Origin of the sequence: Micromonospora lupini str. Lupac 08, from assembly GCF_000297395.2 — a bacterium.
Classification (GTDB): Bacteria; Actinomycetota; Actinomycetes; order Mycobacteriales; family Micromonosporaceae; genus Micromonospora; species Micromonospora lupini.
In genome coordinates this window covers 5,327,296-5,342,715 of the sequence record NZ_HF570108.1, presented here as the reverse complement: position 1 = coordinate 5,342,715, position 15,420 = coordinate 5,327,296, and the positions used below count along the sequence as shown (strand labels likewise).

13 protein-coding genes are annotated in these 15,420 nt (G+C 72.7%); 6 read left to right on the top strand and 7 right to left on the bottom strand.

The window, feature by feature from the left end:
- Positions 1-47 precede the first annotated feature (47 nt).
- Positions 48-446 (top strand): DUF3040 domain-containing protein, encoded by a 399-nt coding sequence (locus tag MILUP08_RS25350; RefSeq protein WP_007463044.1) that lies wholly within the window; start codon positions 48-50, stop codon positions 444-446.
- A 432-nt stretch (positions 447-878) separates the two neighbouring features.
- On the opposite strand, the gene MILUP08_RS25345 is transcribed toward MILUP08_RS25350, so the two are convergent.
- The 3 genes from MILUP08_RS25345 to MILUP08_RS25335 are packed head-to-tail and all read right to left on the bottom strand — an operon-like array spanning position 879 to position 5,722.
- On the bottom strand, positions 879-3,353 hold the full coding sequence (locus MILUP08_RS25345) for a transglutaminase TgpA family protein (protein ID WP_007463043.1): 2,475 nt from the start codon (positions 3,351-3,353) through the stop codon (positions 879-881).
- A gap of 16 nt (positions 3,354-3,369) precedes the next feature.
- The gene (locus tag MILUP08_RS25340; protein WP_007463041.1) at positions 3,370-4,668 is read right to left on the bottom strand and encodes a DUF58 domain-containing protein; all 1,299 of its coding nucleotides are present in this window, start codon (positions 4,666-4,668) and stop codon (positions 3,370-3,372) included.
- Position 4,669: 1 nt separating this feature from the next.
- On the bottom strand, positions 4,670-5,722 hold the full coding sequence (locus MILUP08_RS25335) for an AAA family ATPase (RefSeq protein ID WP_007463040.1): 1,053 nt from the start codon (positions 5,720-5,722) through the stop codon (positions 4,670-4,672).
- Positions 5,723-6,124: 402 nt separating this feature from the next.
- Between MILUP08_RS25335 and leuS the strand changes: the two genes are divergently transcribed.
- Entirely contained in the window at positions 6,125-8,965 is a 2,841-nt protein-coding gene (gene leuS / locus MILUP08_RS25330; protein WP_007463039.1) for a leucine--tRNA ligase, read from the top strand.
- Between the two features lie 132 nt (positions 8,966-9,097).
- On the opposite strand, the gene MILUP08_RS25325 is transcribed toward leuS, so the two are convergent.
- Genes MILUP08_RS25325 through MILUP08_RS25310 form a run of 4 tightly spaced genes read right to left on the bottom strand, consistent with a single transcriptional unit; the run spans position 9,098 to position 12,513 of the window.
- Positions 9,098-9,874, bottom strand: a complete 777-nt coding sequence (locus tag MILUP08_RS25325; RefSeq protein WP_007463038.1) for a phosphotransferase — start codon at positions 9,872-9,874, stop codon at positions 9,098-9,100.
- Between the two features lie 2 nt (positions 9,875-9,876).
- Positions 9,877-10,560, bottom strand: coding sequence for a TVP38/TMEM64 family protein (locus tag MILUP08_RS25320; RefSeq protein WP_007463037.1), 684 nt, complete (start codon positions 10,558-10,560; stop codon positions 9,877-9,879).
- Positions 10,557-11,276, bottom strand: coding sequence for a type 1 glutamine amidotransferase (locus tag MILUP08_RS25315; RefSeq protein ID WP_007463036.1), 720 nt, complete (start codon positions 11,274-11,276; stop codon positions 10,557-10,559). The genes MILUP08_RS25320 and MILUP08_RS25315 overlap by 4 nt, the downstream gene beginning before the upstream one ends.
- A complete protein-coding gene (locus MILUP08_RS25310) occupies positions 11,266-12,513 on the bottom strand; it encodes a MurT ligase domain-containing protein (protein ID WP_007463035.1) in 1,248 nt (415 codons plus the stop codon). Before MILUP08_RS25310 ends, MILUP08_RS25315 begins: the two co-directional genes overlap by 11 nt.
- A 356-nt stretch (positions 12,514-12,869) precedes the next feature.
- Between MILUP08_RS25310 and mraZ the strand changes: the two genes are divergently transcribed.
- The 4 genes from mraZ to MILUP08_RS36935 all read left to right on the top strand — a co-directional run.
- The gene (mraZ, locus tag MILUP08_RS25305) at positions 12,870-13,301 is read left to right on the top strand and encodes a division/cell wall cluster transcriptional repressor MraZ (RefSeq protein ID WP_007463034.1); all 432 of its coding nucleotides are present in this window, start codon (positions 12,870-12,872) and stop codon (positions 13,299-13,301) included.
- A 206-nt stretch (positions 13,302-13,507) separates the two neighbouring features.
- The gene (gene rsmH / locus MILUP08_RS25300; RefSeq protein ID WP_051066055.1) at positions 13,508-14,548 is read left to right on the top strand and encodes a 16S rRNA (cytosine(1402)-N(4))-methyltransferase RsmH; all 1,041 of its coding nucleotides are present in this window, start codon (positions 13,508-13,510) and stop codon (positions 14,546-14,548) included.
- A gap of 59 nt (positions 14,549-14,607) precedes the next feature.
- Entirely contained in the window at positions 14,608-15,213 is a 606-nt protein-coding gene (gene ftsL, locus MILUP08_RS25295) for a cell division protein FtsL (protein WP_007463032.1), read from the top strand.
- A gap of 3 nt (positions 15,214-15,216) precedes the next feature.
- Positions 15,217-15,420 (top strand): hypothetical protein (locus tag MILUP08_RS36935; protein WP_144057204.1); only part of this gene is annotated, 204 nt, incomplete at its 3' end.

The following is a 15,420-nucleotide window of genomic DNA, read 5'->3' as shown; positions in this document are numbered from 1 at the left end:
TCTGTCGGCCCGAGTGGGCCCGACCAACGTGACCGGGGAGGAGTGCCGTGCCGCTCTCGGAGCACGAGCAGCGGCTGTTCGAGCAGATCGAGCGGTCGCTTGCCGAGGACCCCAAATTCGCCTCGGCCGTGCGCGCCAGCGATCCGCGCTTCCACGCGCGGCGTCGCCTGCTCGTCGCTGCCGGCGTGATCATCGCTGGCTTGGCTCTACTGGTCTATGGCGCGGTGATCAAGACTCCACCGCTGGCGGTGGCGGGCTTCGTCGTCATGCTGGCGTCGGCCGCGTTCGCGGTGCAGTCGCACCGGCGGGCGCAGTCACCCGACCTGCACGTGGTGGGTGGCACGACGAGTCGTCGCCGTCCCCGCGGCGGCCGGTCCGGTCGCCGCCGGTCGATCCTGGACCGGATGGAAGACAGGTGGCGGCAGCGCCCGGAGGGGCACCGCTGAGCCCGTCCCGCCGCTGAGGCGGGCCGTACACCGCGACGAGCGGGTCGCCGGGAAGCTCCCGGCGACCACTGTCGTATCCGCGCGCCCGCCACTCGTCGTCTGCTCGCTGCCTTGCGGGGTGCTCGGCGCCTTCGTCGCGTCCCGCCGCTCTTGTCGGCTGCTCGCCTTTCGCCGTGACCTGCGCCGCTCGACCAACCGGTGCTCTTCCCCGACCGTCGGGGCGATCGCATGATCACTTGATGGAGAGCAGTCGCAAGGACGTCTCTGAAACTGCTCAGCATCAAGTGATCATGTGGCGCCGCACGCCGAACCGGATCCGAGGGCGGGGTGCCGCCGCGCGCGGCGGCGTGGGGGAGCCACGCGGGTGGGGCTGGGTGTGTGCGGGTCGGGGCGACGGTCGGTGACCGTCGCCCCGAACCTGAGCAGCGTCGCTCAGCGGGCCGCCCGGTCGGCCAGCATCCGCCGCGGGTTCCAGCGCAGCAGCCGGTAGCGGATCCGTCCGGTCAGCGCCACCAGGCGGCCGGAGGCGTCCGCGAGGGCGAGCCGCCAGCGCAGCAGCACCGACGGCGGCAGCACGGTGGCGACAAATCGGGTCCGTCGATCCGCCCGGGTGGCGAGCGCGCCGCGGATCGTGCGTAGCGCCGGCGGCAGCGGTTCGCCGGTCAGCGGGTTCCGCGCGTACCGGGCCCGCTCCTCCGCCCGGCCGAGCAGGCGCGCCGCTCCGACCGCCGCCGTGTCGTCGGCGAGGGCGTCGCGGACCAGCCGATCCGCGGTCGCCCGGGGCGTCTCGGTCTGGTCCACCCGGACCTTGAAGTCGACCATCGTGTCCAGCAGCTCCGCCCAGGCGGCGTGCGCGTCCGCGCGAGCGCGACCGGCGTCCGCCTCGACCACCATCACGTGCCCGCCGTCGGCCGACCGGGCGTCGTCTCCGACGGCGGTGGCCACCGTGGCGTCCGGGCGGCCGGCCCGTCGCCGACGCAGCGCCAGTCGACGAAGCGCCGGCACCGCCAGCAGCGCCAACAGGGCCAGTACGCCCGCCGTCCACCACGGCCACACCGGCGCCTGCTCGGCCGGCTTCTCGCCCCCGAGGGAGAGCCCGGTGTCGGTGTCGCGGTCGGCGTTGTCCGGGCCGGCCGGCCCCGCCGACGAGTCCGGGCCCGTCGGGCTGTCCGTGGCACCCGTCTCCGGGGTGGACGGCTCGGGCGCATCAGTGTCCGGAGCCCAGGCCGACCGGGTGGAGCCGGGTACGCCGTACGCCGGGGTGGCGTCGAACGGCACCCAGCCGACCCCGTCGAAGTAGACCTCGGTCCAGGCGTGCAGGTTGAGGTTGGTGAGCGTGTACGTGTCGCCGTCGCGCTTGCTGCCGTTGGTGAACCCGAACGCGACCCGGGCCGGGATGCCGGCCGAACGGACCAGCCAGGCCATGGCGGCGGCGTACTGCTGGCAGTAGCCGACCTTGTTGATGAGGAAGTTGACGATGTCCTGGCCGCTGCTGCCGCTCGCGGTGCTGAGCCGGTAGCTGAACCCGTTGTCCGCCGAGAAGTGCTGGTAGATCGCGAGCACGCGGTCGTAGTCGGTGCGCTTGCCCTGGGTCAGTCCCTTGACCAGCTCCTCCACCTCGGGCACCGGCCCGGGGGTGGCGGTGAGCTGGCGGCGGACCGGGTGGTCGGCGGGCAGCGGCCGAGCGGCCCGCAGCGCGGCAGGCGTGTACGTCGAGCGAACGTAGTCGAAGGCGTACTTGCGCCCCCGGGAGTTCTCCCGGTTGGAGAAGACGACCTGCTGGCTGGGGTCGTACAGCCAGTTGCTGTTGAGGTCCTCGGTGCGCACCGGCTCGGCGTACACCGGCATGAGGGACATGCTGAGGCTCTTGGTGACCTCGACTGTCGCCCGGTAGCGGACCTGCTGCACCCCCTGGCCGCCCCGCTCGGTCGGGTCCGGCAGATCCCGGTTGGCCGGCCGGCCACTCGGGCTGCGGGCCTGGAAACCACTCGGGCGCAGCTCGTCGGCCACCGCGTAGCGCAGGTAGAACGGGTTCGGCTCGGACGTGGTCACCTTGACCAGGTCGGCCACCTCGGACTGGTTGAGCTGGCCGGCGAGCGACGCGAACAGGTCGATCCGGCCGGACGAGCCGCCCGCGCCCCGGCCGGTGCCGCTGCCGTTGCCCGTGCCGCCGGACAGCCTGTCGAGCAGCCCACCGGTCATGCCCGGCACCGCAAGCGGCAGCGCCACGGCCACCACCACGCCGACCACGGCGAGCCGACGGCCGGCGGAGGCCAGCGGCGACGCCTCCCACACGTCGACGTCACGACCGTCGCCGGTGAACCGCCTGCCGAACCGACGGACCCGGTCGACGTTGTCGGTGACCAGCAGCCACAGGAAACCGGCGGCGCCCACCACGAACGGCAGCGGGGGGACGCTGTCCACGTAGACGGCTACCGGCACCGAGTAGATCGCGAGCATCGGCAGCCCGGCCAGCGCGGGCCGCCGCAGCCCCACCGCCAGCACGTCGACGAGCACGGCCACCCCGCCGACGCCGAGCGCGGTGATGAACAGCAGCGGGTCCGTGTCCGGAACCTCGACGCCGTACGAGCGCATGTCCTGCGCCGAGCCGGTGAGCAGGTCGGCGAAGTGCCCGATCGTGGCCGGCGTGGGCAGGAAGGTCAGCAGCTCGCTGCCACTGGGGAACAGCCAGGTCAGCGCGAGCAACAGGGCGGCCAGCATGCCGAGCACCTGACCCCACAGCGGCGCGCGGACCAGCCGCGTCAGCGCGGCGACCCCGGCCACCACGGCGACCGCTATCACGCACTGGATCAGCCACGTCCAGGTCTGGAAGATGGCCGACAGCGGCGCGGCGGCGAGCAGTGTCGCGGCGGCCGCCACCGCGCCGGTGTTCCGGCTGGCGATCATGAGGGGAACCTTCCGTTCATCGCACGCCGCCGGCCACCGTCTCGGCCAGCGCGGCGCGCAGGGCGAAGCCCTGGGATCCTCGGCCTGCCTGCGGCCACAGCGCCGGCAGCCGGCTGCCGTGGTCGACGCCGACCACCCGCCAGCCGTTGCGCACCATGGCGAGCACCGCCGCGCCGTGCGCGTGCTCCGCCTCGGCGCGGGCCTTCTCGGGCAGGCTCAGCCAGGTGGAGCTGTCCAACAGGAAACCGACGCACGTCGCGCCGTTGCCCCGCAGCCCGGCCAGCAACTCGGCCTCGGCGACGCTCACCGCGCCGAACAGCCCGATGATCAGACCACCGTCGGCGCGCTGCCGGACCCGCTGCACCAGCTCGGCCACGTCGGCCCGCTGGTCCAGCCGCACCTCGGCCAGGTGGTCGAGCAGCACACCGTCACCGCCGCCCTCCGAGGCGTCCACGTCGGCCCCCGAACCGGTGACCAGGCGCAGCTTGTAGCCGGCCTGCCGCAGGTGCACGGCGATGCTGGCGGCGGCGGAGACCGCCCACTCGAAACTCGCCGTCGGGCCGTCGCCCCGGTGGCCGTACGCGCGGGTGTCCAGGACGACAGTGGCCCGGCTCTCCCAGGGCTGCTCCTCCCGGCGCACCATCAGCTCGCCGGTGCGTGCCGTGGACTTCCAGTGCACCCGGCGCAGGTCGTCGCCGCGGCGGTACTCCCGGGTCGCCGCGTCGTCCTCGCCGTGCACCGCCACCGAACGCGCCCGGCTGTCGCCGCTGCCCGCGTACTCCCCGGGGAGCCGGACCGACGGCAGGGGCGTGACCTGCGGGATGACCGTCAGGTGGTCGGTGCTGGGAAACGCCCGGGTGAGCTCGCAGAGACCGAACGGGTCGGTCATCCGGACCACCAGCGGGCCCACGTCGTAGCGGCCCCGGACGTCGGCGCGGACCGTGTACGCCACGGAGCTGGCCTGGTGCGCGCCGAGCCGCTCCAGCACGACCCGGGGCCGGCTGCCCAGCGCGTAGGGCAGCCGGTCCTCCAGCAGCAGGGTGCCGGTGGGCAGCCGGGAGAGGTTCTGCAGGCGCAGCACCACCCGCGAGTTGGCCCCGACCGGAACCCGGTGCGGGTCCAGCGACCGGTTGCAGGCCAGCTTGTAACGGCTGCGGCCCACGTAGGCGGCGGCGAGCAGCGGCAGGACGGCCAGCAGCACGGCCACCCGGAGCAGGTCCTTCTCGCCCAGGATGACGGCCGAGATCGCCGCCGCGATCGCGGCGGCGAGGAACGAGCGCCCGCGGGTGGTCAGCCCGCGCAGCCCGGCACGCACGTCACGGCCTCCGCGGCTCGTAGGGCGCGCGACCGTTGCCGGTGGCGGGCCGGGTGTCGTAGGGGTTGCGTTGCCTGTCGTGCGGCAACGGCAGGCGGTGCACCAGCTCGGAGACGATCGCGTCGGTGGTGCGTCGGGCGAGCTGCGCGTCGGCCGTCGGGATGATCCGGTGCGCGAGCACCGGCACCGCCAGGGCCTGCAGGTCGTCGGGGAGGACGTAGTCGCGGCCCTCCAGCGCGGCGACCGCCCGGGCCGTGCGCAGCAGTTGCAGGGTCGCCCGCGGGGACGCGCCCAACCGCAGGTCGGGGGCCTCGCGGGTGGCGGTGACCAGGTCGATGGCGTACTGCTTGACGGCGTCCGCGACGTGCACCTGCCGGACGGTGGCGATGAGCTGCCGGACGATGTCCGCGTCGGAGACCGCGCGCAGCTCGTTCAGCGGGTCGGTGCCACCGTGCCCGTCGAGCATGGCCAGCTCGGCGTTGGAGTCCGGGTAACCCATCGCGATGCGGGCGGTGAAACGGTCGCGCTGCGCCTCGGGCAGCGGGTACGTCCCCTCCATCTCGATCGGGTTCTGGGTGGCGATGACCATGAACGGGGTCTGGAGCTGGTAGGTCACGCCGTCGACGGTGACCTGCCGTTCCTCCATGCACTCAAGCAGCGCCGACTGGGTCTTCGGCGAGGCCCGGTTGATCTCGTCGCCGACGACCAGGTTGGCGAAGACCGCCCCCGGGCGGAACTCGAAGTCGTGGGTCTCCTGGTTGTAGACGCTGACGCCTGTGACATCGCTGGGCAGCAGGTCGGGGGTGAACTGGATCCGGCGCACCGTGCAGTCGATGGACCGCGCCAGGGCCTTGGCCAGCTTGGTCTTGCCGACGCCGGGAACGTCTTCGATGAGGAGGTGACCCTCGGCGAGCAGGACGGCAAGGGCCAGCCGCACGGTGGCGGTCTTACCCTCGATGACCTGCTCGATGTTGGCCACGATGGCCTCGCTGGCGGCGCGGAACTCGTCGTGCGGCAACAGGCCGCCCACCTCGTCCCAGGTCTGTTGTGTCACGGGCCTCCTCCTCGTCGCCGTCACGGCAGCTCTGTAGAGAGCACCTGGACCCGCCGTTGGGTTCGCGACGTCGAGCCTCGTCTGCCGCAGGATTCTCACTGGCCTCTCAGGCTAACCATGTTTGTCGTTATCGCCGACCCCCGCAGGTAGTCCGCCGCTTACGGGCGGATATTCGCCGAGTTGGGGGATCGACCCACTGTCACCCCACGCCTCCGACGGCCCGCACGGCGACGCGGTACACTGCCGGACATGGCCGGAGTCTTCCTGCTTCTTACCGGGCCGTGCTGATGCGCTGAACGCGCGACAGCACGGCGGCCCCTCCTGCGCGAGGGGCTTTTTTGTGCCCGCCGCCGGTCCGGCCCGGCGGTGCCGAGACGAAGCGAAGCGAAGCGAGGAGAGACGATGAGTGAGGCAGCCGCACCGGCGGGCGACATCCCCCCGTTCCGGTACACCGCGGCCCTGGCCGACGAGATCGAGACCCGTTGGCAGGACACCTGGGCGCGCGAGGGCACCTTCCACGCACCGAACCCGACCGGTCCGCTGGCCGACCCGGGCCACCCCCGGGCCGGGGCGGAGAAGCTGTACGTGCTGGACATGTTCCCGTACCCGTCCGGCGCCGGCCTGCACGTCGGCCACCCGCTGGGCTACATCGGCACCGACTGCTTCGCCCGCTACCAGCGGATGGCCGGGCGCAACGTGCTGCACGCCATGGGGTTCGACGCGTTCGGCCTGCCCGCCGAGCAGTACGCCGTGCAGACCGGCACCCACCCCAGGACCACCACCGTCGCGAACATCGAGCGGTACAAGACGCAGCTGCGCCGCCTGGGGCTGGCGCACGACGAGCGCCGCTCGGTGGCGACGATCGACACCGACTTCTACCGCTGGACGCAGTGGATCTTCCTGCAGATCTTCAACTCCTGGTACGACCGCGACGCCGGCAGGGCCCGGCCGATCGCCGAGCTGATCGCCGAGTTCGAGGGCGGCAACCGGTCCACGCCGGACGGCCGGGCCTGGGCCGAGCTGAGCGTCGCCGAGCGCCGCGGAGTCGTCGACGACCACCGGCTGGCGTACGTCTCGGAGGCCCCGGTCAACTGGTGCCCCGGGCTGGGCACCGTGCTGGCCAACGAGGAGGTCACCGCCGACGGTCGCTCCGACCGGGGCAACTTCCCGGTCTTCAAGCGCAACCTGAAGCAGTGGAAGATGCGGATCACCGCCTACGGTGACCGGCTGCTGGACGACCTGGACGCGCTGGACTGGCCCGAGCCGATCAAGCACATGCAGCGCAACTGGATCGGTCGCTCGCAGGGCGCGCACATCGACTTCCCGACCGAGCGGGAGCCGATCCGGGTGTTCACGACCCGCCCGGACACCATCTTCGGGGCCACCTACATGGTGCTGGCACCGGAGCACGAGCTGGTCGACGCGCTGGTGCCGGCCGTCTGGCCGGAGAGCACGAGGGACGCCTGGACCGGAGGGCAGGCCAGCCCCCGGGCGGCCGTCGAGGCGTACCGCAAGGCCGCCGCCGCGAAGACCGACGTCGAGCGGCAGTCCGACAGCAAGGAGAAGACGGGCGTCTTCATCGGGGCGTACGCCACCAACCCGGTCACCGGTGAGCAGATCCCGATCTTCATCGCGGACTACGTGCTGGCCGGCTACGGCACCGGCGCGATCATGGCGGTGCCGGCGCAGGACGAGCGGGACTGGGCGTTCGCCGAGGTCTTCGAGCTGCCCATCGTGCGCACCGTGCAGCCGGCGGAGGGCTTCGACGGCAAGGCGTACACCGGGGACGGCCCGGCGATCAACAGCGCCGCGCCCGAGCGCGGCCTGGACCTGGACGGCCTGGGGGTCGCCGACGCCAAGGCGGCGATCATCACCTGGCTGGAGGCGAACGGGCACGGCACCGGCGCGGTGACCTACCGGCTGCGCGACTGGCTGTTCTCCCGGCAGCGCTACTGGGGTGAGCCGTTCCCCATCGTCTACGACTCCAGCGGCGCGGCCATCGCCCTGCCGGAGGAGATGCTGCCCGTCGAGCTGCCCGAGGTGGACGACTTCTCCCCGAAGACGTTCGACCCGGACGACGCGGCCTCCGACCCGGAGACCCCGCTGTCGCGGCGGCGGGACTGGGTCGAGGTCGAGCTGGACCTGGGTGACGGGCCGAAGCGCTACACCCGCGAGACGAACGTGATGCCGCAGTGGGCCGGCTCCTGCTGGTACGAGCTGCGCTACCTGGACCCGACAAACAGCGAGCGGTTCGTCGACGCCGAGAACGAGCGGTACTGGATGGGTCCGCGCGGCGAGGGCGACTGCGGGGGCACCGACCTGTACGTCGGCGGCGCCGAGCACGCCGTGCTGCACCTGCTGTACGCGCGGTTCTGGCACAAGGTGCTGTTCGACCTGGGGCACGTCTCGTCGTTCGAGCCGTTCCGCAAGCTGTTCAACCAGGGCATGATCCAGGCGTACGCGTACACCGACTCGCGCGGCAGCTACGTGCAGGCCGAGGAGGTCGTCGAGCGCGACGGCGCGTACTACCTGGGCGACCTGACGGTCAACCGCGAGTACGGCAAGATGGGCAAGTCACTGAAGAACGTGGTGACCCCCGACGACATGTGCGCCGCGTACGGCGCCGACACCTTCCGGGTGTACGAGATGTCGATGGGCCCGCTGGAGGTGTCCCGCCCCTGGGAGACCCGCGCGGTGGTCGGCTCGTACCGGTTCCTGCAGCGGGTCTGGCGGGCGATAGTCGACGAGCAGACCGGCGCGCTGCGGGTCACCGACGACCCGGCCGACGAGGCGACCCGCCGACTGCTGCACAAGGTGATCGACGGGGTCCGTGGCGACATGGACGGCATCCGGTTCAACACCGCGATCGCCAAGCTGATCGAGCTGACCAACGGGCTGACCCGACTGTCGGCCACGCCCCGCGAGGTGGCCGAGCCGCTGGTGCTGATGGTGGCGCCGTTCGCCCCGCACGTGGCCGAGGAGCTGTGGCGCAAGCTGGGCCACGACACCTCGCTGACGTACGCGGACTTTCCGACCGCCGACCCGGCGCTGCTGGTGGCCGAGACGGTGACCTATCCGGTGCAGGTCAACGGCAAGGTCCGGGGCCGCGTCGAGGTCCCCGCCGACGCCTCCGAGGAGACCGTGCGCGCGGCGGCCCTGGACGCGGTGGCGGCCGTGCTGGCGGGCAAGGAACCCCGCAAGGTCATCGTGGTGCCGGGCCGACTGGTCTCGGTCGTCGCCTGACCACGGGCGGCTGCGCTACCGAGCGTGACCGCGCAGGGAGCGGAGACTGCGACGAGCGCTATGACTCAGAGGTATGAATATGCCTCTGAGTCATAGCGCTCACCGGCTGTGTCGCCCCGGCGCGGTGTGCTGTCACGCGGTAAGCGCCACCGTCACGACGTCGTGGTGGGCGCGCAGCCAGTCGTGCCAGCGGCGTACCCCGTCGGCCGCGCCCGCGTCGCGCAGCCGGCGCATGCCCGGCTCGTCGCGGTCGGCGCCGGCCTCGATGCCGCGCCAGGTCTGCTCGATCTGCCCGAGCATCACGTCGACCAGCTCCGCTCGGGGCAGAGCCCCGGGGCCGGCCGCGTCGTAGGCGTCGCAGAGCACACGGCACCGCCGACCCAGCTCGGCCGGGTCGGCGCCCTCGCCCAGTGGGGCCCAGTGCCAGCCGGCGAACGCCACGTCCTCGATCCGCCGGCCCGGCGCGGCCAGGTCCCAGTCGACGAAGACCACCGGGAGCGGCCCGGCCGGCGAGTCGCGGTACACAGTGTTCTTCGGCGACAGGTCGCGGTGACACACCGTCTCGGCGTCGCCGGCCAGGTCGCTGCCCGCACACGCGTCGTGCAGCCGGCGGATCAGCTCGGCCAGCCGCACCAGCGCCGGATCGGCGAAGAACCTCCGATCCTCGGAGTCCCGCCACGGCACCCGCCCCGCGACGTAGCTGAGCACCTGCCTGCCACGGTCGTCGACGCCCAGGTGGCGGGGCGCGAGGTCCGCGCCCACCTCGGCCAGGTGCCGCAGCAGCGCACCGACGAAGTCCAGGTTGACGGGAGGGGTACGTCGTACCGTGTCGCCGATCCGAACCACGTCGGCGACGTACCCGCCGGTGAGCGGCTCCTCGGCGTCGACGCCGTCGGTCGGCAGGGACACGGTCAGACCGGCAGCCGGCGGCGGCGTCGTTCGCCGCGCCACCACTTGTGGACGAGCACGAGGCTGGCGATCAGACCGAGGCTGGACGGGGCGGCGGCGTACCAGTTGATGTGGCCGGGTGAGCTGACGGCCGCGCCGATCGCCGCGTAACCGAACGCGGTCGGCGCGGAGGCGATCACGCTGCCGGCCAGGAACGGCAGCACCCGGGCGCCGGTCGTGCCGTAGCCGTAGCTGACCAGCCCGAACCCGGCGATCGGCAGCAGCCGGACGGTGATCACGCCGAGCACGCTCTGCCGGGCGAACCAGCCGTCGAGGCGGGCCAGCCGGCCGCGCACCCGCTCGGCGACGAACTCCCGGCCGAGCAGCCGCCCGACAGTGAACCCGATCGCGGCGGCGACAAGCGCGGCGCCCAGGGCGTACGCGGCGCCCTCCAGCGGGCCGAAGATCGCGCCCGCCGCCAGCGTGATGAAGGTGCGGGGCACCAGCGCCACCAGCAGCAGCGCGCCGCCGAGGATCGCCGCCACCGGGGCGAGGTCACCCAGCCGGTCGGCGAGCAGCGGTAGCCGCGCCGGATCCGGCCGGGGCACCAGGAGCAGCAGCAGCCCGCAGGCGCCGATCAGCAGGACGAGCAGGGCGAACCGGGCGGCCGACGGCTGCCGGAGCAGCCGCCGGACGGCTCGGATCATGCCCGGGCGGGGGCCACTGCGGAGCGGCGCTCGTTGCGGAGCCGGTCCGACCAGGTGTCGTCCAGTGGGGGGAGCTGGTGCGCCCCGGTGGCCCAGCGCAGCAGCAGGTCGGCCAGGGCGGGGTTGCGGGCCAGCGCCGGGCCGTGCGAATACGTGCCCAGCAGCTTGCCGCGCCACGCGCCCTCGGTGGCGCCGTCGTTGCCGATGCCGGTGGTGACCCGGGCGAGCGGGGCGACCTCCGGACCGAGGTGGGTGCGACCGCCGTGGTTCTCGAAGCCGGTCAGCGGGGGCAGGCCCAGCCGGGGGTCGATCTCACCGGCCAGCTCGCCGACGGCCCGGCTCTCGCCCCGGTCGGAGCGCAGGTCGAGCAGCTCCAGCCCTCGACACTGCACACCCTTGGCGAAGAAGGAGGTACCGAGCAGCTGGTAACCGGCACAGACGCCGAACACCACCGACCCCTGGGCGACCGCCCGGTGCAGGCCGCCGTCGGCGATCAGCCGCTGGGCGCCCAACGCCTGCGGGCCGTCCTCGCCACCGCCGACCAGGTAGATGTCGGCGGTCGCGGGCAGCCGCTGATCGGAGCGGACCTCCAGCACCTCGACCGGCATGCCACGCTGGCGGGCCCGGCGGGCGAGGATCAGCGCGTTGCCCCGGTCGCCGTAGGTGGACAGCAGGTCGGGGTAGATCCAGACGATGCGCAGACTCTCAGATGACACGGTCCAACTCCGCTCGGATGTCCTGGAACGCGGTGTAGTTCGCGATGACCTCCAGCCGCCCGGGCGGGACCGACCGGAGCGCGTCGTCGAACGTGCGGACGTGCTGGAACGGGACGTCGTTGACGTCCAGTCGAACCGCCAGGTCGTATGCCCGGTCGCCGGTGATCAACACCTGCCGGCCACGGAGCGGGGCGAAGTCGACGTCGTAGAGCCATGAGGTGTCCAGACCGTCGGGGTCGCGCGCGTTTATGGAGAGCAGTGTCGGCGCCTCGTCGGCCATGTCGAAGGCCTCCAGCCAGCTGGCCGGGTTCTTGGCCAGCAGCAGCCGGATGTTGCGCCCGTCCTTGTCGACCTGCGCGTACCGGCCGGCCACCGACGTGACGATGCCGAGGCGGGACACCGCGTCGACCGGGCGTACGCCGAACTCGGCGGCCACCGCCAGCGCGGTCGCCGCGTTGCCGAGGTTGACCTTGCCGGGAAGTTGGAGCGACACCTTGTGCCAGGCCCCGGTGGGGTCGAGCACCCCCTCGTCCTCGACGACCCAGTTCGGCTCCGGTCGGCGCAGCGGGCAGCCCGTGCACCACCACTGCTCACCGGAGCGCTGGATGGTGGAGCCGCACTCCGGGCAGACCCAGGAGTCGTCGTGCCAGCGCTGGCCGGCGCTGAACCAGGTCACGTGCGGCGGGTTGATGCCCCGGGCCGGGTCGCCCGGCGGGGTGGCGGCCCACACCACGAGCGGGTCGTCGGCGTTTGCCACCACCCGTACGTTCGTGTGCCGGACCAGGGCCGCGCGCCAGAGCTGCGCCATCATGGCGACCTCCTTGGCCCGGTCCAGCTGGTCGCGGGAGAGGTTCAGCAGCGCGACCACGTGCGGCTCGGTCGACTCGAGCACCTGGGCGAGGTAGTGCTCGTCGACCTCAAGCACCGCGTACGGGGTGCTGCCGGCCTTGGCCAGCGCCGAGGTGTGCCCGCTGGGCATGTTGGCGCCGAAGGAGTTGGTGGCGACCCGGCCGAGCACGCCGACCGCGGCGGAGGTCAACCGGGTGGTGGTCGTCTTGCCGTTGGTGCCGGAGACGAGCGCGATGGCGCGTCCGGCCGACAGGTGCGCCAGCAGGTCCGGATCGATCTTCAGCCCGATCCATCCGCCGATCACCGATCCGTCGCCACGGCCGGCGGCCCGGGAGAGCGCCGCGGCGGTCCGTGACACGGAGCTGGCCACCTTGGCCCGTAGGGGCATTTTCGCGTCCGTCACGCGAGCGAGGTTACCGGACCGCCCGCCTCACCAGATCGCCGCCGACGGTGAACCGTTCGGCCGTGGCATCCGTGCGGGTGGTCGGATCGCGCTCCACCGGACGGAGTCGATCTATGTCGGAAAGCGGACCACGCCGGGCGGGCGCTGACGCCCTCCACTCCGCTCCACCCCGTGTGACGTGCGGTTTTACCCGCGGATCGGACGCGCCACGCGGGCGAATCTGGTTGCAGGTGGAGGGAAGTGGAGTAAGGTGGGGCCCAATGGTGAGGCCGGGAGGGCTCACCGGCCCGGGGGGTCAGCGGCGCCGCGAACGCCGCTCAAGGGCGAGGGGGTAGGGCCGGATGTTCCTCGGCACCCACACTCCGCGCCTGGACGACAAAGGCCGGTTGATCCTTCCGGCCAGGTTCCGGGATGAGCTGGCGGGGGGTGTCGTGGTCACCAAAGGGCAGGATCGTTGCCTCTATGTCTTTCCGACACCCGAGTTCCAGCGGATCGCGGAGCAGTTGCGCGCGCAGCCGATGACGCACAAGGCGGCCCGGGCCTACAGCCGGGTCTTCTTCGCCAGCGCGCACGACGAGGTGCCGGACAAGCAGGGCCGCGTGACGATTCCGGCACATCTTCGCCAGTACGCCGCGCTCGACCGTGACCTGGTGGTCATCGGCGCGAGCACGCGGGTGGAGATCTGGGACAAGGTCGCCTGGGAGACCTACCTCGCCGAGAGCGAAGACGACTTCGCCGACATCGAGGAGGGGGTGCTGCCCGGCGGTCTGTAGGGCGGAACGGCGCCCGACGTACTGCGAGATCTCCAGCCGCTTTCGAGTTCCTGGCACCCCTTCCCCGGTGCCAGGCGCACGATCCAGTCATCGGGCGACGGCCTGGTGTCGGGCGGGAGCGGATGGGGATCTGGCGGTACGACGGCAGCGCCGTCGCCACGGCAGGCGCGCGAGAAGAACGGACGTTTCAACCAGTGGGGGTCGACATGGGGGAGTTGCGCGGCACGCACGTGCCGGTGCTGCTCGAGCGGTGTCTCGAGCTGCTGGCCCCCGCGCTGGGTCGAGGCGGCCGGACGGTGCACGTCGACGCGACGCTCGGCCTGGCCGGGCACGCGGAGGCGGTGCTGGAGGCGCACCCGGAGACGGTCCTGATCGGGCTCGACCGGGACACCGAGGCCCTCGCTCACGCGCGGGTCCGGCTGGCGCGGTTCGCCGACCGGGTGCACCTGGAGCACGCCGTCTACGACGAGCTGCCCGAGGTGCTGGAGCGGCTGGGCTATCCGGGTATCGACGGGATCCTGTTCGACCTGGGTGTCTCGTCGCTGCAACTGGACGCGCCCGACCGCGGGTTCGCGTACGCCCAGGACGCGCCGCTGGACATGCGGATGGACCAGACGCGGGGGGTGACCGCCGAAGAGGTGGTCAACACCTACGGCCATCCGGATCTGGCCCGGGTGCTGCGGGTGTACGGCGAGGAGAAGTTCGCCGGCCGGATCGCCTCGGCGATCATCCGGGAGCGGGAACGCGCCCGGATCACCTCGTCCGCGCGGCTGGCGGAGCTGGTCCGGGACTCCATTCCGGCACCAGCGCGACGAACGGGCGGACACCCGGCAAAGAGAACGTTTCAGGCTTTACGGATCGAGGTAAACAGAGAGCTGGCAGCGCTGGAGACGGCGCTGCCGTCCGCGCTCGACGCACTGACCGTGGGCGGTCGCATGGTGGTCCTGTCCTACCACTCGCTGGAGGACCGGCTCACCAAGGTGGCGCTCGCGGACCGGGTCCGCAGTAAGGGCCCGATCGACCTCCCGGTTGAGCTTCCCGGGTCCGGTCCGACGTTCCGGCTGCTCAGCCGGGGCGCCGAACTGCCCGGGGAGGCGGAGGTCGCCGCGAACCCGCGCGCCGCTTCGGTGCGGTTGCGGGCAGCGGAACGACTCGACCCGAACGCGACAGAGCAGGGGCGGACCGACCGCGAACGGTCCCGCCGCAGGGTGAAGGGGATGCACCAGCCGGGCACCGGGTCAGCCTGATCCGTGGGGGATCAGGGGCGCCGGCCCGGTAGAGGGACGGATGTAGAGGGGGAGGGGACATGAACATTGACAAGCGCGACCGCCGGGACGTCACCGGCGGCGGGCAGCGCGCACCGCGGTCGGGGGGCCGGACCGCGGCGGAGCGAGCCCCGCGCGTGGGGAACGGTACGCCACGCATCGATCGAGTCAACCGGCAGGGGGAGACTCGCGCCCGGGGGGCGCGCGAGTTCCCGACCCAGGGCAGTGCCGCGCTGCGTCCGGCCGAGAAGGCCGGCGTCGCGGCGACCGCCCGCTCGCCCCGGCTGCGGGTGGCGCCGCCGCCGCCCGTGTCGGTGCCGCGTGCGCCGTTCGCGGCGCTGATCGTGGTGCTGGTCGTCGGCGGGGTGCTCGGCATCCTGGCGGTCAACACCAAGATCAATGAGAACGCGTTCCGGCTGGAGAAGCTGCAGCAGCAGCAGGCCCGACTGGACCTGGAGAAGCAGCAGCTCGACAAGCAGATCACCGAGTACGAGGCGCCGGGCAACCTGACCGCCGAGGCGCGTCGGCTGGGCCTGGTGGACGCCGGTGAGCCGGCGTACATCCGGATGCCGGACGGCAAGACGATCGGCGTGCCGAAGCCGGCCACCGGCCAGCCGTCGGTCACCAGCCAGGGCACGGGAGGCTGACCGGTGCCACCGAGGTCGGACGAGCCGCGCCGGGATCCCACGGGGTCCCGGCGCGGTTCTTCGCGTGCGGCAGGCCCGTCCGACGAGGAGTCGCGGGCCGGCGAGCCGGGCATCGGGGGCATCTCCGGCGCTCGCGCGTACACCCCGAGGGGCCGGACCGTCCGCGAGGGCACGCCGGCGCGCGGCGCCGAGCAGCGGCGTACCCCG

Bases quoted from the DNA above. Each gene is read 5' to 3' on its own strand.
- MILUP08_RS25345 (WP_007463043.1), bottom strand. From the start codon at position 3,353: ATGATCGCCAGCCGGAACACCGGCGCGGTGGCGGCCGCCGCGACACTG.
- leuS (WP_007463039.1), top strand. From the start codon at position 6,125: ATGAGTGAGGCAGCCGCACCGGCGGGCGACATCCCCCCGTTCCGGTAC.
- MILUP08_RS25320 (WP_007463037.1), bottom strand. From the start codon at position 10,560: ATGATCCGAGCCGTCCGGCGGCTGCTCCGGCAGCCGTCGGCCGCCCGG.
- MILUP08_RS25310 (WP_007463035.1), bottom strand. From the start codon at position 12,513: ATGCCCCTACGGGCCAAGGTGGCCAGCTCCGTGTCACGGACCGCCGCG.
- mraZ (WP_007463034.1), top strand. From the start codon at position 12,870: ATGTTCCTCGGCACCCACACTCCGCGCCTGGACGACAAAGGCCGGTTG.
- rsmH (WP_051066055.1), top strand. From the start codon at position 13,508: ATGGGGGAGTTGCGCGGCACGCACGTGCCGGTGCTGCTCGAGCGGTGT.
- ftsL (WP_007463032.1), top strand. From the start codon at position 14,608: ATGAACATTGACAAGCGCGACCGCCGGGACGTCACCGGCGGCGGGCAG.